Annotated in this window: 13 protein-coding genes and 1 tRNA gene; 7 read left to right on the forward strand and 7 right to left on the reverse strand. The window is 65.5% G+C overall.

The window, feature by feature from the left end; translation table 11 throughout:
* Positions 1–47 precede the first annotated feature (47 nt).
* Both Q1U94_RS09360 and Q1U94_RS09365 read left to right on the forward strand, forming a co-directional pair.
* Positions 48–2,945, forward strand: coding sequence for a TonB-dependent receptor (locus Q1U94_RS09360; protein WP_300543737.1), 2,898 nt, complete (start codon positions 48–50; stop codon positions 2,943–2,945).
* Positions 2,946–3,059: 114 nt separating this feature from the next.
* Entirely contained in the window at positions 3,060–5,159 is a 2,100-nt protein-coding gene (locus Q1U94_RS09365; RefSeq protein WP_300543739.1) for a S9 family peptidase, read from the forward strand.
* A gap of 94 nt (positions 5,160–5,253) precedes the next feature.
* On the opposite strand, the gene Q1U94_RS09370 is transcribed toward Q1U94_RS09365, so the two are convergent.
* Positions 5,254–5,343, reverse strand: a tRNA-Ser gene (locus Q1U94_RS09370).
* Positions 5,344–5,481: 138 nt separating this feature from the next.
* Here Q1U94_RS09370 and msrA point away from each other — a divergent pair.
* From msrA to Q1U94_RS09385, 3 genes are all read left to right on the forward strand, one after another.
* Positions 5,482–6,135 carry a peptide-methionine (S)-S-oxide reductase MsrA gene (gene msrA, locus Q1U94_RS09375; RefSeq protein WP_300543742.1) on the forward strand — a complete coding sequence of 218 codons (654 nt, stop codon included), beginning with the start codon at positions 5,482–5,484 and terminating at the stop codon, positions 6,133–6,135.
* Between the two features lie 79 nt (positions 6,136–6,214).
* Positions 6,215–6,889 (forward strand): HAD-IB family phosphatase, encoded by a 675-nt coding sequence (locus Q1U94_RS09380; protein WP_300543744.1) that lies wholly within the window; start codon positions 6,215–6,217, stop codon positions 6,887–6,889.
* 114 nt (positions 6,890–7,003) lie between these two features.
* The gene (locus Q1U94_RS09385) at positions 7,004–7,735 is read left to right on the forward strand and encodes a DUF4386 domain-containing protein (protein WP_300543747.1); all 732 of its coding nucleotides are present in this window, start codon (positions 7,004–7,006) and stop codon (positions 7,733–7,735) included.
* Positions 7,736–7,767: 32 nt separating this feature from the next.
* On the opposite strand, the gene serA is transcribed toward Q1U94_RS09385, so the two are convergent.
* From serA to Q1U94_RS09405, 4 genes are all read right to left on the reverse strand, one after another.
* Positions 7,768–8,976, reverse strand: coding sequence for a phosphoglycerate dehydrogenase (gene serA, locus Q1U94_RS09390; RefSeq protein WP_300543749.1), 1,209 nt, complete (start codon positions 8,974–8,976; stop codon positions 7,768–7,770).
* 117 nt (positions 8,977–9,093) lie between these two features.
* A complete protein-coding gene (locus Q1U94_RS09395; protein ID WP_300543751.1) occupies positions 9,094–9,621 on the reverse strand; it encodes a peroxiredoxin in 528 nt (175 codons plus the stop codon).
* Positions 9,622–9,708: 87 nt separating this feature from the next.
* Positions 9,709–11,517, reverse strand: coding sequence for a translation elongation factor 4 (gene lepA / locus Q1U94_RS09400; protein WP_300543753.1), 1,809 nt, complete (start codon positions 11,515–11,517; stop codon positions 9,709–9,711).
* Between the two features lie 207 nt (positions 11,518–11,724).
* On the reverse strand, positions 11,725–13,935 hold the full coding sequence (locus tag Q1U94_RS09405; protein ID WP_300543755.1) for a M3 family metallopeptidase: 2,211 nt from the start codon (positions 13,933–13,935) through the stop codon (positions 11,725–11,727).
* Between the two features lie 171 nt (positions 13,936–14,106).
* On the opposite strand from Q1U94_RS09405, the gene Q1U94_RS09410 reads away from it, so the two are divergent.
* Positions 14,107–15,246: a carbon-nitrogen hydrolase family protein gene (locus Q1U94_RS09410; protein WP_300543757.1), complete on the forward strand. Its 1,140-nt coding sequence runs from the start codon at positions 14,107–14,109 to the stop codon at positions 15,244–15,246.
* Here the strand turns inward: Q1U94_RS09410 and Q1U94_RS09415 are convergent.
* Together Q1U94_RS09415 and Q1U94_RS09420 are read right to left on the reverse strand one after the other, a co-directional pair.
* The gene (locus Q1U94_RS09415) at positions 15,183–16,346 is read right to left on the reverse strand and encodes a hypothetical protein (protein WP_300543759.1); all 1,164 of its coding nucleotides are present in this window, start codon (positions 16,344–16,346) and stop codon (positions 15,183–15,185) included. The genes Q1U94_RS09410 and Q1U94_RS09415 overlap by 64 nt on opposite strands.
* Entirely contained in the window at positions 16,346–17,704 is a 1,359-nt protein-coding gene (locus tag Q1U94_RS09420; RefSeq protein WP_300543761.1) for an FAD-dependent oxidoreductase, read from the reverse strand. The genes Q1U94_RS09415 and Q1U94_RS09420 overlap by 1 nt, the downstream gene beginning before the upstream one ends.
* 151 nt (positions 17,705–17,855) lie before the next feature.
* On the opposite strand from Q1U94_RS09420, the gene Q1U94_RS09425 reads away from it, so the two are divergent.
* Entirely contained in the window at positions 17,856–18,446 is a 591-nt protein-coding gene (locus tag Q1U94_RS09425; RefSeq protein ID WP_300543763.1) for a DUF1134 domain-containing protein, read from the forward strand.
* Positions 18,447–18,450: the final 4 nt, after the last annotated feature.

An 18,450-nucleotide genomic window follows, 5' to 3' on the forward strand; every position in this document is an offset into this window, starting at 1 on the left:
CTGCGCACAGTCGAGGGGACGGTGCGGGAAACAAGAGGGGAATTCGAATGAGTTTGGGTAAACGGAACCGCGCGATGCAAGGCCGCGGACTTCTGATGGGCGGCGCGTCGATCGCAGTTCTGCTGCTGGCCGGCGGTGCCATGGCGCAGGACACCGCCGGCGCTTCCAGTGACGACACGATCGTCGTTACAGGTTCGCGTATCCGCCGTTCCAATGCCACGACGGCGATCCCGACCCAGTTCTTCACCACGGACGATATCAACGAGGCCGGCACGGTCGATGTCGGCGAGCTGATCGTCGAAATCCCGGGTGTCGATGCCAGCCTGACACCGGAAGGCACGGACCTGTCGATCCAGAATTCCGGCCTGTCGACGGTCAATCTGCGAGGTCTGGGATCGAGCCGCACATTGGTCCTCATCGACGGCCGCCGCGCCGTCTCGAATTCGGGCAATGGCGAGCGCCTCAGCCTGCAGACCATTCCGGCCGGCTTTGTGGACTCCATCGAGGTAACCACGGGCGGTGCCTCCGCGATTTACGGCTCCGACGCGATCGCGGGCGTGGCGAACATCATCCTCGAGCGCAACATGGACGGCGTCGAGACGCATGCGCGCTACGGCTGGGCCGATGCGAGCGGCGAACGCGAAACGACACTCGAGCTGACCATGGGCCGCAATTTCGACGAAGGCCGCGGCAATGTCATGGCCGGCATCAGCTACGACCACGAAACACCGGTCTATGCCGACGCGACCCGCCCGGACTCGCTGCGTTTCGACGACTGGTCGGGCAATGGCGAATTCAACGACGTCTATCTGTCCTCATATCTTCCCGGCGGCCGGTTCGAGGCCGACGATGCCTGGAATATCGATGGGGTCTGGTACAACGACATGTCGCTTGCACCGAACGACGGGCGCGACCCGTCCGACGGCTTCGAGACCGATATCGACGGCTTCAACTTCCGCCCGGGCAGGACCCTGTCGCCGGAAGTCACCGTTTATACGGCGGCCGTTCGCGGGCACTACGAGTTGACGCCGACCCTCGAAGTTTTCGGGGACGTGCTCTGGTCCCGCGTCGACAGTCTTTATGAGGGCTCCTACGAGAACGCCTACTTTTCCACCGATATCGGTCCGACGGGCGCGTCCTTCAACATCGGCAATATTCCGGGCGACAATCCGTTCATCCCCGCTGCGGTCGAGGAAACGCGTGTCGGGTCTGTGAGCTGGCGCCGCCGGTTTGTAGAAGTGGGCCAGGAAACACGCGACAACGAACGCGAGACCATGCGGGCCGCTTTCGGCTTCGATGGTGAGTTCGGGCAGACTTGGCACTGGCAGGCTTTTGCAACTTACGGCCGCTTCGAGCAAAACCAGATTCAAGGCAATAATCTCAACTATCTCAACATCCACCACGCCCTGAATGTCGAGTCCGACGGCAATGGCGGCTATCAGTGTGTCGACGCCGATGCACGGGCCGACGGTTGTGTGCCGCTGAACCTGTTTGGCGAGGGCTCGATTACGCCGGAAATGGTGGAATACATCGAAATCGCCGGGCACCTGCAGCAGATCCGGGAACAGGCCGTGATCGGTGGTGCGATCGACGGCGACCTGTTCGAATTGCCGGCCGGCACAGTGGGTTCGGCCTTCGGCATCGAATGGCGCGAGGAAAGCCAGGACACGAATGTCGACGACATCATCCTGGAGGAAACGACCAGCCTCTCGGTCGTGCCGGAGATCGAGGCCAGTTTCGACGTGGTCGAGGCGTTCGCCGAGCTGGAAATTCCGGTCGTCGACAGCGTGACGGCGCAGCTGGCCGCACGTGTGGCCGACTATTCCACCATCGGCACGATCTATTCCTACAATGCCGGGGGCTACTGGCAGCCAACCGACACGCTGCGTCTGCGCGGCCAGTATTCCCGGTCCCAGCGAGCGCCGACGATCACCGAGATTTTCTCGGCGCCGCGCCAGGATTCGGATGGCCTGCTGGACCCTTGCGACGGTCTCATGCCGGACGGTTCAGGCATCACGGCGCCGGCGGGCAGCGACTTCGATCCGTCGGTCATCGCCGCCAATTGTCTCGCCGAAGCGGGTATCCAGGCCTTCTTTGCGGATCCGGACAATGCCGGCCAGCCCTTCGAATTCGATGGCTCCGTAAACGGTCCGAACGCGGGCAACCTCAACGTCCGCGAGGAAACCGCCGATACGTTTACCGTCGGTGCGGTGTGGGCCCCGTCCATGTTCGACGACCTGACTGTCATCGTGGACTACTACAATATACGCGTGGAGGACGCGATCGGCTCGATCTCGACCCAGACCACCGTGGATCTTTGCTATGGTTCCACCGATTTCCCGAACAACCGTTTCTGCGACGTCATCTCGCGCGACGGTTCCAGCGGCCGTGTGGTGGAAGTGATCAATCGCCAGGAGAATCTCAACGAGCTCCTGTCTGAGGGCGTCGACGTGTCGGTGCTGTGGGACGATATCGAAGTCGCCTCGATTCCGGGTGAGTTCGGCATCGATCTGCGCTATTCGCGCTCGCTCGCCGACGAGTTCGAGTTCATCGGCGAAGGCGGTCAGCCCGAGCGCGAGGACTCCAACGGCTCAATGTACGATCCGACCCATGAGGCGCGCATGCGCATCTCCTGGACCCGCGGAGATTTCTATACCAGCTACACGCTGCGCTATGAGTCGGGTGGTATCGACGATCTCGATGTCGATCCGAGCGACCCCTACTACTACAAGGCCGACGACCAGTTCGTATCGAACATGTATGCCCGCTATCGGTTCGGCGACGACCGCCGGATCAGCGTCTATGGCGGCATTACCAACCTGTTCGACAATCTGGGGCCATTCCTGCCGGGCAACTTCGCATCGGGCAGCAGCTCGAACCTGAAGGGCCCGCAGAACAATGTCATAGGACGCCAGTTCTACGTCGGCGTTCGCTCGTCCTTCTAGTCTCTCCTCCGAGACCGGATCGTCCGGCATCGCGGCTCCGCCCTCGCGGCGGCCGGGATGCCGGGCACCCTATCATCCTCGATGCCGGCGCCGCCGGGCGCCTTCGAAAGTGCCATGATCCCTCGTCCCCTATTTCATGCCGTGGCCGTTCTGACGGTCGCGATGGTGTTCCTGCAACCCGCCACCGCCGAAGAGCAGGCGAGCGAGGCGTCTTCGGCCCGCATCGAGGCCCGCCCCGGCATTCCCGCGGCAGTCCGCGACATGACTCCCGTCGACATGGTCGCGCTGGCACGGCTGAGCGATGTCGATGTGCATTCCTCCGGTCTTCAGGCCCTGGTCACGCGCAGCGTCGCCGACTGGGCCGAGGACGGGCGCATCGACCAGTATTGGCGCTACGACATCGCGGCAGGCACGCTGGACCACCTGACCGCGCTCGACGATGCCGACAGCGTACACTTCTCTCCCCAGGGCGACCGCCTTGCCGCCGACATGCCGCCGGGAGGCAGCCGCGAAGACGAGGTTTTCCTGGCCAATACGGACGGGACCGGTCTGCAGCGGCTCACCCGCCATCCCACATCGGTGCGCAGCGTATCCTGGTCCCCGGACGGCAACTGGATCTATTTTCTTGCCACCGACGACTACACCGATGACGAAAAGGCGGACCGCGACCGTTTCGCGCTGATCGACCCCTATTTCGAGACCATACGGCACCGCCACCTCTGGCGCGCCGACCCGCAGACCGGCGAGACCCAGCGGATGACACAGGGCGACTGGTCGGTGCGCAGCTACGACATCGCCGAAAACGGCGCCCTGCTGATCCGTATCGCTCCCGCCGGCGATCTGGATTCCTCATATGAGAGCGAATTGTGGATCTGCGACCGTCCCGAACCCGGCGCGTCCTTCCGGCAGATTACCGACAATGCCTGGATGGAGGGCCATATCAGCCTGTCGCCTGACGGCCGGCGTGTCGCCTATCGCGCTCGCGTCACCCGCGCGGGCCTAGCCTACGTACAATACAATCTCGTCGTCCTCGATGTTGAAACCGGACAGTCGCGCATTCTCACCGACGGTGTCGACTTTGAGGTGGACGGGCTGGCCTGGACGCCGGATGGCGGCGCGCTGATCGTGGCTGTCCGCGCCGGCGTCCGGTCGGGTCTGGTCAGGATCGATGCCGAGAGCGGCGGAATCACCGAACTCTCGCTTCACGACCGCCGTTTGATGGACTGGTCGCTCGACGATGCCGGCTACGTGCTGGCCCTGTTCCAGACGCCCGACACCAACGGCGATCTCTGGCGTATCGCTCCGGACGGCCACGGTTCCCGCCTGACAACGATCGGTGCGGCCGAAGTCGCCCCGTTCCGCCGTCCCGAACAACAGCTGATCCGCTGGCGGAGCCATGACGGACAGATGATCGAGGGCTTCTATTTCCCGCCGCTTGTCCAAGACAACGACACCCCGCCCCCGCTGGTCGTCCAGGCCCATGGCGGTCCCCGCTCGGCCGACGAATTCGGCCAGTGGAAATGGGGCCGATACGTGCCCGTCCTGGCGGCGCAGGGTTATGGCGTCCTGTGGGTGAACTATCGCGGCGGGGTCGGATATGGCGACGATTTCATGCGCGCCATGCACGGCACCTACTTTGCACATGCCGATGCCGACGTGCTCGGCGGCGTCGACCACCTCGTCGCTTCCGGGCGCGCCGATCCGGAACGGCTGATCATGTCCGGCTGGAGTGCCGGCGGGCACATGACCAACCGGCTGATCTCGACCACCGGCCGGTTCCGCGCCGCCTCGACCGGTGCCAGCGCCGTCGACTGGGCGATGCACCACCTCACCAGCGATACCCGCGGTGCCCGCCGTCTGCTCTTCGGCGCCGATGCCTGGGCCGAGGGTGCGCTGGACGAGGTCTTCTACCCGCAATCCCTGCTGCGCGACCTGCACCGGGTCAGTACCCCCACCCTCATCTTCGCCGGCGAGAATGACGAACGCGTACACCCGTCCCAGTCGATCATGCTCTACCAGGCTCTGCGAAATCTCGGTGTGGAAGTCCGGCTCTACCTTGCCCCGGGCGAAGGCCATTCCTTCTCGGACCTCTCCCACCGCCTGTTCCGCATCAATGCCGAGCTGGACTGGTATGCGCGCCACATCGGCCGGCCGCCCCACAACTGGCAGGCCCGGCCGGAAACAGCCCTCGGCGAGGACGGAAACAACCGGTAGCCGTACAGCGCCGTCAGACAGGAACAGAGCGGCGTCAAGTATGCCCACACAACGGCCCGCGCCGTCTGACAGTCTTCGCAATGCCAGGGAAATATGGCGGTGAGGGTGGGATTCGAACCCACGAGACGGTTGCCCGCCTACACGCGTTCCAGGCGTGCGCCTTCGACCACTCGGCCACCTCACCGCAAGAGGCGCGGACTATACCCATCGCGTAGCGATGGGCAAGGATAGAGTCAGCGGCTGCAGCAGGGCCGGCCGCGGGCTCTGGCAATCGGTGCGGCAATGCCTATCTTCATGCTCCGAGACCGACCCGGAGCGCGTCATGACCGATCCTGCCTGGAAATCCGACCTGGTTCCCGCCGACAAGGCCCTGCCGGGGCGCGAGACGCCCATTGCCACGGCCGAAACGCATTTCATCACCGGCCGGCCGCTGAAAGCGTTAACGCCCGACGGCATGGCCGAGATCGTGTTCGGCATGGGATGTTTCTGGGGCGTGGAGCGCCTGTTCTGGCAGACCGACGGGGTCTGGCACACGGCGGCGGGCTATGCCGGCGGCACGACGCCCAATCCGACCTATGAAGAGGTCTGCACCGGCGCGACCGGCCACACCGAAGCGGTGCGCGTGATCTACGATCCTGAAATCATCGCCCTGGACGACCTCCTGAAGGTCTTCTGGGAAGGCCATGACCCCACCCAGGGCATGCGGCAGGGCAATGATCGCGGCACGCAATACCGATCGGCGATCTATACGACCACCGAAGACCAGGCGGCGCTCGCCCGCGAGAGCCTGGCGCGTTATCAGGCCGAGCTGGACCAGGCCGGACATGGCGCCATCACCACAGAGATCGCCGCGGCGGGCCCGTTCTACCATGCCGAGGATTATCACCAGCAGTATCTCGCCAAGAATCCGGACGGGTATTGCGGTATTGGCGGTACCGGCGTGGTCTGTCCGGTCGGGGTTGGTGTCTCGGCCTGACCGCGGAGCAACACACAAGAAGTTGCGCCGGGCGGGATAGTCGGGAAGTCTGGCCGCGAAGCTGACAGGACAACCCGCCTTGCATCGCCTTATCGCCTTTGACGTCGATTCCACCCTGTTGCGCGTGGAATCCCTGGATACGGCCCTGGAAGCGGCCCTCAAGACCGCGCCCGATGCCGCCGAGGCCCGCAAACGACTGCACGAGATCACCAATGCCGGCATGTCCGGCCGCATGGCCCTGCGCGACAGTCTGGATGCGCGCCTGAAACTGGCCGCGCTGGACAAGACAGGCGTCGGCACGATCGCCGAACAATTGCGCAAACGGGTGACCCCTGGCATGGCGCCGCTCCTGCGGCGGCTGCGCGAAAAGGGCGACCGGCTGCACGCCGTCTCGGGCGGTTTTGCCGATCTTGTCGAACCCGTACTGGCAGATCTCGGCTTCCAGCGCGGCGACATCCACGCCAACCGTTTCCTCTGGCAGGAGGAGCGCGTGGTGGGCCTGGACATCGACAGCCCGCTCTCGCGCAATGGCGGCAAGGCCGAAGTGCTGAACCGGATCGCCGCGGCAGCCGGCGAGACCATCGTGGTCGGCGACGGCATGACCGATTTCGAAGCCTATGAGAGCGGCGCCGCCGACCGGTTCATCGGTTTCGGCGCCGTGGCCCGGCGCGACGTGGTGATCGCGGCCTGCGAGTATTCCGGCGCCGACTATGTCCGTTCGGTTGACGATCTGGCCAAGCTGCTGGGGGTGTGACGCACCCGGCGGGCACGGATGTTCTTCTCTTTTTCGCCGATTTCGAAATCGGCGAGACGCCGACAGGCGGCGGAACCAGGCTGGCGACAAGTCGAACCAGCCAACGGAGTCCGCATGATTTCCGCGTCAACACCCCGCCACCCCGTCACCCTCGCCCGCCTTTCGGGGCTGGCCTATCTCGTGATTATCCTGTGCGGGGTCTTTGCCCAGCTGGCCGTACGGGGCGTCCTGATCGACTGGCAGGATGCCGGCGTGACCGCCGGCGCGATCCGCGACCAGAACACGCTCTTCCGCCTGGGCATCATGGCAGACCTGCTTGTATTCGGCCTCGACATCGTCCTGGCGGTGACCTTCTACCGCCTGCTGTCGCCGGTGGATCGCGGTCTGGCGCTTTTCGCCCTGTCGCTGCGGCTGGTCATGGCTGCGGTGATGTGCGCGAACCTGCTCGCAATGATCGCACCGCTCACATTGCTTGGCGATACGCCTCTCGCCGCACAACTCGACGGCCCGGCCGCCGAGGTGGCCGCGCTGGCGGCACTCGAACTGCACAGCGAAGGCTACGTTCTCGGTCTGATGGTGTTCGGCCTGCACGGGACCGCGCTCGGCGTTCTGCTGTTCCGTTCCGGCTATTTTCCGGCAGTCCTGGGCGTGCTCATCGGCATATCCGGGCTGAGCTATCTGCTGCTCGGAATCGTCCACTTCGCGCTACCGGCGCTGACCGGGGCGGGAAGCGTGCTGCTGCTGATGGCGGCCTTGCCCGAATTTGTCTTCACCGCATGGCTGCTGCTGGCCGGGCTGAGCCGCAAGAAGTGGGACGCCACCCTCACCGGGCAGACGCCGGTCTAGCGAATTGGAACCGGCGGGATGCCCGGACGCCCCTATGGCCGGATCACCCGGGCGCGGATCGAGCCCTCCAGCGCGTTGACCCGGTCGATGAAGTCCTCCGGCAGCGGGCCTTCCAGGTCCGAGGCGACATAGCCCAGCCCGTTGCCGGTCTGCAGCTGTTGCGAGGCGATATTGGCCGCGGTCGAGGAAATTGTCTCGTTGAGCCGTGTCAGAAAGCCCGGCGCGTTGGCGTGGAAGCTCAGCAGACGCGCCCGGCCGGGCTTGATCTCGCCCGGTTCGATCTCCGGCACATTGACCGCCCCCTTGGTGGACCCCAGGGCGAGATAGCGGGCCAGCTTGCCCGATACATCCTCGCCGATCGAGGCCTGGGCTTCCAGGGTGGAGCCGCCGACATGCGGAGTTAGGATCACGTTCTCGAACCGTTGCAGGGGCGAAACGAATTTTTCCTCCTTGGAGGCCGGCTCCTTGGGGAAGACATCGACGGCTGCGCCCAGGAGGTGGCCACTCTCCAGCGCATCGGCCAGGGCATCGATATCCACCAGGTCGCCGCGGGCCTGATTGATCAGGATGGCGCCCTCTTTCATCCTGGCGATCGCGGCCTTGTCCATCATGCCGCGTGTCTGCTCGGTCGAGGGCACGTGCAGCGTCACGACATCGGCAATCGCGAGCAGTTCCTCGAGCGAGGCACACGAGCGTGCATTGCCGTGCGCCAGCTTGGGTTCGACATCGTAGAAATAGACGTGCATGCCCAGCGCACTGGCCAGCACGGACAACTGGGAGCCGATATTGCCATAGCCGACAATGCCCAGCTTCTTCGCGCGCACCTCGTGCGAATTCGTCGCCGATTTCATCCACTCGCCGCGCCGGGCCGCCGCCGAACGCATGGGGATGCCGCGCATCAGCATGATCACCGAGGCCAGTGTCAGTTCGGCCACCGAGCGGGTATTTCCGAACGGGCCGTTGAAGACGGGAATGCCGCGCTCTTCGGCGGTCTTGAGATCGACCTGGTTGGTGCCGATGCAGAAACAGCCCAGAGCCGCCAGATTTGGCGCGGCGTCGAAGGCGGCCCGGTCCATCCTGGTCCGCGATCGGATACCGGCCAGTACAGCCGAGGACAGCCGCCGATGCAGATCGTCGACCGGCAGCGCGGCCGCATGACGCTCGATGGAAAGCCCGGCGGCCTCGAAGGCCTTGTCGGCGAGCGGATGGATGTTTTCGAACAGAACGACAGTGTCGGACATTGAACGGTTCCTGCAGAGGTTCGGCGTTAAGTTAGAAACTTCACGCCGCACCGCAACATGGACCGCACGAACTGTCCACAGCCTGGTACCGGTAACGCAAAGGCGCCCTGCGCAAGACTATTCGGCGTTCATAGCCCGGACCGCGGCAATCGTCCGGTCGACATGCTCATACGGGTTCATTTCCGACCAGGTCAGCGCAATCGTCGAATTCTGATCGATTACATATGAGGTGCGGCTGGTCCAACCCGGCCGCATCAGCATGCCCACATCGTAGGCCTGCATCATGCCATCCCCCAGCGAGAAGACCGGGAAGGCCGAGGCGCAATGCTGGGTCGAGAATTCGGCCAGACGCTCGGTATTGCCGTTGGTGATGCCGATCACCTGCGCGCCTTCCGCCTCGAACTGGTCGATCGCCTCGGCAAAGCTCGCCGCCTGCGCCTCGCAGCCCGAGGTGAAGGCCGCGGGGAAGAAGAAGACCACGACCGGCCCGCTCTCCAGCGCCTCGGCAAGGTGGAAGCTGACCGGTTCGCCGGCCTGGAAACCCTCGACGGTAAAGTCCGGCGCGGTATCGCCGGGTTCGAGTTCGGCAAGGGCGGCGCCGGTGAGGCAGGCCGCTGCGGCAAGGCTGGCGATGATGTGGCGCATGAGATCCCCTCCTGAAACGACCCTCGCAGGCCTGCCTCACAAGATGGGACATTCGGCGCCGGGGACAAGCCCCAGTGCGCTCAATTCCTAGTCATCATCCATCTTCAGCGCGGCGATGAAGGCTTCCTGGGGGATCTCCACCTTGCCGAACTGGCGCATCTTCTTCTTGCCGGCCTTCTGCTTTTCCAGAAGCTTGCGCTTGCGCGTGGCATCGCCGCCATAGCATTTCGCGGTCACGTCCTTGCGCAGGGCAGACAGGGTTTCCCGCGCAATGATACGCCCGCCCAGCGCCGCCTGGATCGGGATCTTGAACATGTGCCGCGGGATCAGCTCTTTCAGCTTCTCGCACATGGCCCGGCCACGCATTTCGGCTCGGGCACGGTGGACCACCATGGACAGCGCATCGACCGGTTCGTCATTGACCAGGATCGACATCTTCACCAGATCGCCCTCGCGCAGTTCCATGAACTGGTAGTCGAAACTGGCATAGCCCTTGGTGACCGATTTGAGCCGGTCGTAGAAGTCGAACACAACCTCGTTGAGCGGCAGCTCGTAGACGACCATGGCGCGATTGCCGGCATAGGTGAGTTCGGTCTGGATACCGCGCCGGTCCTGGCAGAGTTTCAGCACACCGCCCAGATATTCGTCGGGCACCAGGATGGTGGCCTTGATCCAGGGTTCGGAAATCGTGTCGATCCGGACCTGATCGGGCATGTCGGCCGGATTGTGCAGGTCGATTTTCTCGCCATCGGTCAGCGTGATCTTGTAGACCACGGACGGCGCCGTGGTGATCAGGTCGATGTCGTATTCGCGCTCCAGGCGCTCGCGGATCACTTCCAGGTGCAACAGGCCCAGGAAGCCGCAGCGGAAGCCGAAACCGAGCGCGGCGGAGGTTTCCATCTCGTAGGAGAAGGAGGCATCGTTCAGCGCCAGTTTCTCGATGGCGTCGCGCAGGTCCTCGAACTCGGCGCTGTCGACCGGAAAGAGCCCGCAGAACACCACCGGCTGGGCCGGCTTGTAGCCGGTCAGCGGTTTGTCGGCCGGACGCTTGTCGTCGGTGATCGTGTCGCCCACCCGGGCATCGCGCACCTGTTTGATCGAGGCGTTGAGATAGCCGATCTCGCCCGGCCCCAGCTGGGCGATGGCTTCCTTCTTGGGACGGAACACGCCGACCCCGTCGACCGGATAGGCCGCGCCGGTGCCCATCAGGCGCACCTTCATGCCCTTTTTCAGCGTGCCCTCGATAACCCGCACCAGGCAGATCACGCCCAGATACGGATCGTACCAGCTGTCCACCAGCATGGCCTTCAGCGGCGCGCCGGGATCGCCGGCGTCGGGCGGAGGCAGCCGGGTGACGATGGCTTCCAGCACATCCGGTACGCCCAGCCCGGTCTTGGCGGAAATCTCCACCGCCTCGGACGCGTCCAGCCCGATCACATCCTCGATCTGCGCCTTGACCCGTTCCGGATCGGCCGCCGGCAGGTCGATCTTGTTGAGGACGGGTACGATCTCGTGATCGACATCGATGGCCTGGTAGACATTGGCAAGGGTCTGCGCCTCGACGCCCTGGGAGGCGTCCACCACGAGCAGCGACCCCTCGCAGGCGGCCAGCGACCGGTTGACCTCGTAGGCGAAGTCGACGTGGCCGGGCGTGTCGATCAGGTTGAGGACATAGGTCTCGCCGTCCTTGGCCGTATAGTCCAGCCGCACGGTCTGCGCCTTGATGGTGATACCGCGCTCGCGCTCGAGCTCCATATTGTCGAGCACCTGTTCCTTCATCTCACGGTCGGTCAGCCCGCCGGTGACCTGGATCAGCCGGTCGGCCAGCGTGGACTTGCCGTGGTCGATATGCGCGACAATGGAGAAATTTCGGATGCGGGACGGATCGATGCTCATGGCGCGGGCCGATAGCATTGGCGAGGGGTAAGGCCAAGCGGGATTGGCTGTTGGACCGCCTCCCCCGGGCGCTCCATTCCCCGTTCGCTACCGTTCGCGGCCTTGGGCCGGGGCCGGGGGAAAGCGCTGTTTGATGGCGGCGCGGGCGGCAAAAAGCAGGCGCCGGTCGCGACCGGCGCCTGCCTGACTGCGTCGATGAAACGGGGTCTATTCCCCGTCCATGCCATCCGGCACGGGGAAGCCGCGGTCGCGCATCAGCGCGGCCGGGTCGGCGTCACGGCCGCGGAACAGGCGGTAGGCCTCGGCCGGGTCGATGGCGTTGCGCGGCGCGAACAGGTATTCGACCAGGCGGCCGGCCATCTCGGGATCGTAATAGCCGCCGGGCGCCTGCTCGAAGGCTTCCGCCGCGTCCGACGTCAGCACGTCGGCCCACATATAGCCGTAATAGCCGGCCGAATAGCCCTCGCCGGAGAAGATATGGCCGAAATGCGGTGATCGGTGGCGCATGACGATCTCGTCGGGCATGCCCAGCTCGTCCAGCGTCTCACGCTCGAACGTGTCGGGATCGCCGATCTCTTCCGGCGGCGTGGTGTGATAGATCATGTCCATCAGCGCCGAGGCCAGATATTCGCCGGTCGCGAAGCCCTGGTTGAAATTGGCCGCCGCGCGGATGCGCTCGATCAGCTCCGCCGGCATCGGTTCGCCGGTTTCCACGTGAACCAGATAATTCTCGACCACCGGATCGGTCAGCAGCCAGCGCTCGAGCAATTGCGACTGGAATTCGGTGTAGTCCCGCACCCCGCCATTGAGCGTGGGATAGGCGACGTTCGAGGAAAGGTAGTGCAGGGCGTGGCCGAATTCGTGGAAGAAGGTCTCCGCATCGTCCCAGGAGACCAGGACGGGCTGGCCCGGCGCCGGTTCGATGAAGTTGGAATTATTCGTCGCCAGCACGTTCTCCTCGCCGTCGAACGTGGTGTGCGAGCGGAAGGAATTGGCCCAGGCGCCCGAGCGCTTGCCCTGGCGGGCATAGGGATCGAGATACCACAGGCCGACATTCTCGCCGCTCTCGCGGTCGGTCACTTCCCAGACGCGCACGGCGGGATGCCAGACCGAAACCTCGCCCTCCGGCAGTTCGCGGAAGTCGAAACCGAAAAGCTCGCCCGCCACATAGAACATCGCCTGGCGCAGATTATCCAGCTGAAGATACTGCTTCACCTCGTCGCTATCGAGTTCGTAGCGGGCCTGGCGCACCTTTTCCGCGTAATAGCGGTAATCCCAGGGCTGGATGGTTATGCCGTCGCCGCGCGCGTCGGCCAGCGCCTGCATGTCGGCGACCTCTTCCTCGATGCGCGCCACGGCGGCATCCCAGACGGGGACCATCAGACCCATGGCGTTTTCCGGATTGGCGGCCATGCGGTCTTCCAGGCGCCACTGGGCGTAGTTGTCGTAGCCCAGGAGCTCCACACGCTCGTCGCGCAGGGTCAGGATTTCCATGATGATGGCATTGTTGTCGTACTCGCCGCCATTGTCGCCGCGATTGTAGTAGTTGCGCCAGACCTGTTCGCGCAGATCGCGCTCGTCGGAGAAGGTCAGGAAGGGATCCATCGAGGAGCGGGTATTGGTGATGGCATAGGCGCCCTCATGATCCCGCTGGGCCGCGGCGGACGCCGCTGCATCGACAAAGCCCTGGGGCAGGCCGGACAGCTGGTCTTCGGTGAGATAGGTGACGTAATTCTCCTCGTCGTGCAGCACATTGTTGGAGAATTGCGTGTGCAGTTCGGCCAGGCGCTGATTGATCGCGGCATAGCGCTCGGCCGCCTCGCCTTCCAGAGTGGCGCCATTGCGGGCAAACCCGTCATAGGTCAGCTGGACCAGGCGCTGCTGGTCGGCACGCAGGCTGTCCATCTCCTCGCCTTCATAGACCGCGCGCACGCGGGCGAAGAGGTCCTGGTTCTGCGTGATCCGGGAGAAGAAGGCCGACAGGCGCGGCGCCATCTCGGCCTGGATTTCACGGAATTCCGGGCTGGACTGGTTGGACGACCAGATACCCCAATAGGTGAAGACCCGGCCCAGCGCATCGCCGGCCCGTTCCATTTCCACGATCGTGTTCTCGAAACTCGCCGGCTCGGGATTGTTCACGATGGCCTCGATCTCGGCGAGATTGCGCTCCATGGCCGCTTCCAGCGCCGGACGCAGGTCTTCCAGACGGGCACTGTCGAAATCCGGCACGCCGCCATAGGGTCCGGTCCATTCTTCGAGCAGCGGATTGTCGGCGATGGCAGCCTCCGTTGCAGCGGTGTCGGCAGTCGTCTCCTCGACCGCAGCCGGCGCGCCCGCCTCTTCCACGGCCCCGTCGGGCGTGCAGGCGGCGGCAAAAATCGCGGCCAGGCTGACGGTTGTCATCATGAATGTGCGCATATTCAGGGCTCCCCAGAAGAAATCTGCCGCGAAGACTAGCGGCTGGCCCGCCGGCAGAGAAATGAAGATTTCACCATGTTTTCCTGCCAGGCCAGCCAGAGCCGCGACGGAAAGGCTTGCCCGTACCCGTTCAACCGCCGATCCTGATCGCCGGTCCTGCTGGAGATGTGTGTGCGCACCCTGGCCCTCATCCTGTTCGTCCTGATCCTGGCCGCCGGCACCTGGGGCGTCTACCGCACGCCTTCGGCGCTCCCGGCCCCCGGCGAACTGCAGCTGACGGCGCTGCCCCCTCATGACGGCACGGGACCGGCGCTGGTCGCGATCCAGCCCTGGATGGACGAACGCCATTATCAAAGCGAAACCCATCTGCGCGAGCGGCTGGACGCCTATCTGCTCGCCGCCGCCGGTGCGGGCTATCTGACCGGGGGCACTGTCGTCGTCTTTCCCGAACATGTCGGCACCTGGCTGGTCGCCGCGCGGGCGCCGCGCGCCAGTTTTTCGGCGGGCACGACCAGGGGGGCGATGATCCACCTGATCGCCGCCAATCCGCTTCCCTTCGCCCTGGCCCTGCCGGGTTCGCCGGAGACCGACCGGTTCGCCGCGGCGGTCTTCCGCATGCGGGCAAGGCGCATGGCACACGCCTACCACAACGTCTTTGCCAGCCTGGCACAGCGCCATGGCGTCACCATCGTGGCGGGCTCCATCGTGCTGCCCGACCCGGCAGTCGAGAACGGGCGGCTGATCGCGCGGGACGGGCCGCTCTACAATACCAGCGCCGTCTTCGCGCCCGACGGTTCGATCCATCCGCACCTGGTACGCAAGGTGCACCCCATCCCCGAGGAGGCGGGCTTTACCGCCGCGGCGCAGGCTTCGGCCCTGCCCGTCTTCGACACACCAGCCGGGCGGCTGGGCGTCCTGATCTGTGCCGACAGCTGGCATCCCGACGTCTATGCGGTACTGGCGGAAGCGGGCACCGACCTTGTCGCCGTGCCGGCCTTCCTCCAGCCCTCCGGCATCTGGTCCGCCCCCTGGGGCGGCTATACCACCGGCTGGCCGCAAGACGTCGATCGCGGGGAGGCCGGACGCCTCACCGAAGGCGAGGCCTGGATGCGTCACGCCCTGGCCGGACGTCTCGGCAGGGCCGGCGCCCGCCACGGCGCGACGGCCTTCCTGCGCGGCGATCTGTGGGATCTCGGCTCGGACGGGGTGAACATCCTTGTCGACGGCAGCGGTGCGCGCCTGGCCGGTCAGCCCGGCGGCGCCTCGGTATCCGTCTTGCCGCTGTCCGCCGCGGGCGCATCGAGCGAGTGAGCGTCCCAGGCGCGTACGAATTCCTCCGCCAGCACGGCTTCACCGCTTTCGATCAGCGGCAGGATGCGCTTTTCGGCGATCGCGATGCGCGCCCGAACCCGGTCCCGCTCCTCCCGGTCGCCGTCCAGGCGCCGGTGCAGGTCCGCGCCGCGCTCCCACAACACCGGGTCGGCCACCGACCACTCGCCCGCGAACCCCGCCGGACGGAACAGCGAGATACAGGGTGTCATGGTGCCGGTGACCGCGATGCCCGGCTCCTGTCCCGGCCGCAACACGGCCATCATCGTATTGGTCGTGTGGTGCGGGCGCAGCAACCCGCCGCCATGCATGCAGATATCGCCGGTCGAGCTGCGGGAGAATCCGTCGCCCCGGTCATGACTTCGCATCAGACGGGCCAGCTGTACCAGGTCCGGCCGGGTCATCGCCTCCAGCCCGGTCAGCGCGCAGGCCCGGCGCTGGCGGGCCCGGCCGAATGTGCGCATCAGCCAGCCCTCCCGCCGCGGTGCGAACCCGCCGGCGGGCGCGCCGCCCGACGCCATGTCCGCGCCGCCGGAGATCGAGTAGCAGTTGGAAATCGCGGCATGCCGCGGATAGCGCTTGAGCAGCCAGTCCCGGCCACAGGTCTCCAGCACAAGGATTTCCGCTGCATCGGCAATCAGGAAGGCATTGTCGTAGCGGAAACGCTTGTCGCGGTGCCCGGCCGGCCCGCCCTGGCCATGGGTTTCCAGCAGGTGGATGATCACGGCGGCCGCCTCGTGCGCCGACCCGCCGCGTTCCAGGCCCAGCCGCACCAGATCCATGCCCAGCAGGGCCTCGCCCTTGCGCATCACGGTGCGGGAAAACACGGCCTCGTTTCCGATCGCCACGCCGGCGGCATTCACCCCCATTTCCGCGCCCCACATCCAGTCGGGCCGGCACAGGATCGTGGCGTGACGGTCCGGAACCTGGGCGATTTCGATATAGGTACAGCGCACCGTTCCCGCGGTATCGCCGACGACAGCCTCGTGGCGTTCCACGCGCTGGGCCTCGCGCGGTTCGCGGTCGGAATTCTTGGCGAAGAGGATGGCATCCTCCCGCCGGATCGCCACGGTATCGCACATCAGCTCGCCTCCAGCGCCGCCTCGACCTCGGCCACGGCGCGCTCGGCGGCTTCCAGCGCACCGTCGAAATAGCCGAAATAGCGCGTCGCCGCTTCGGTTCCGGCGATATGCACCGGCCCCAGCGGTTCGCGCAGATGCCGGCCATAGGCGGTCCACACGCCCGGCCCCATCAGCGCGGCATAACAGCCACGGGAAAAGGGTTCGGCGGTCCAGTCCCTGTCGACATAATCAACGGGGTGGCGGGCCTGTTCGCCGAAGCAGGCGGCAAAGGCATCGAGCACGGCAGCGCGGCGTTCGGCCGGATCGCGGCCGGACCAGCGCCGCGCCTCGTCGCCCTCGATGAAACCCAGCAATTGTCCCGCCGTCTTGCCCTGTTCCGTATTGTCGAACGTCACGCGCACGGTGAGCTCCGGCGCCACGGCCTGGCCGGCCAGGCCCCTGTCGCGCCAGAAGGGCGTTTCATACTGCGCCACGCATTTGATGCAGGCACCCGGCGCCATGCGCATCCACAGCCCGGCCCGGCCGGCAGGCAGGTCGGGCGTGAACCGCATGCGGAAGGCCTGGCTGGGAGGCACGGCCAGAATGGCGCGGCGGGCGGCGTAGCGGCGCTTGCCGGTCTCAACGCTCACGCCGCCGGACCAGTCGATCGTCCTGGCCGCCTCGCCCAGCCTCACACGCGGGCCCAGCGTCTGCGCAACGCGATCGGCCAGCCCCGCCATATTGCCGTGTACCCGGTCCTGCTGGGCCCCGCCCGTGGTGGAAACCAGATTGTCCAGCGAAGTGCCCGCGCGGGCATAAAAGAGGGCGTGCAACAGGGAAACATCGTGCGGCTCGGCCGCGAAAACGGCACCGATACCGGCTGCGAAAACCGCGCAGGCCCGGCGCGAGACAGCATGCCGGCGCATCCATTCGGCCACTGTCATACTGTCCCACAGCGCCGCTCTGGGGTGATCCCAGGGCCGCAATGTATCGATCTGCGCCGCCATCGCATCGAAACGCGTCATCATCCAGTGGACATTGAGAAGCACATGCGGGGCGAGTTTGGGTATGGTGCCGCGGTAGCGGCCCAGCCGGCCGCGTGAATGCACCAGGCGGTCGCCATGATCCCACAGCGGATAGGTCTGCATGCCCATCGTCTCGATCAGCGCATAGAGCCGGTCCTGGCCCGGCCCGACCCATTGCCCGCCGATATCGACACTGTCGCCATTGGCGAATGTGTGCGCCAGCGCCCGCCCGCCGACCCGGTCGCGGGCCTCCAGCACGATCACATCGTGGCGCCGGGCCAGCAATTGGGCGGCACGCAGGCCCGACAGGCCGGCGCCGATGACGATCACATCGCAGCTCTCTGTTTCGGCCATGCTCACCCCCCGTCGCGCCATGCTGCGACGATTTCATGCAGAATGGCCAGTCTTGCGCCGGATCTTAACCGGGCGCTAATCGTTTCGCCGCTGTCTCGCCGCATTCGCCTCGCATTCATGCTGCGGGACGTGTCCGCTAACGGAGTTTTCCATGCGCGCCATCTTTGCCTTCGCCGCCAGCCTTGTTCTCGGCCTCACCGGGGCAGGCTTGGCCCAGGACCCCGAATACGGCCAGCCGAGCGAATATTCCGAGCCGGTCGACACCTATTCCCAGGACGAGCTTGTTGACGCGGTCTCCGACTTTTTCGGAGTCACCGCCGAAGCCGCGGCCAGCGTGCTGGAGCGTGTGTTTTCCGATCTGGGACGCCCGGTCGGCTATGTCGCGGGCGAAGAGGTTTCCGGCGCTGCCGGGATCGGCCTGCGCTATGGCGAGGGCTATCTGACCCTGAAAACGGGCGAGCGCGAGAAAGTGTACTGGCGCGGCCCCTCGATCGGTTTCGATGCCGGCGGCAATGCCAGCCGCGTCTTCGTGCTGGTCTACAATCTCCACGATGTCGACCGGCTGTACCAGCGCTTTCCCGGCGTTGAGGGCTCGGCCTATTTCGTCGCCGGCATGGGTGTAAACTACCAGCGTGCCGACGAGGTTACCCTGGCCCCGATCCGCTCCGGCGTCGGCCTTCGCGCCGGCGCGAATGTCGGCTATCTGGCCTATTCCCGCCGCCGCGCCTGGCTGCCCTTCTAGACCG

It is taken from the genome of Maricaulis sp. (genome assembly GCF_030149515.1).
Taxonomy (GTDB): Bacteria; Pseudomonadota; Alphaproteobacteria; order Caulobacterales; family Maricaulaceae; genus Maricaulis.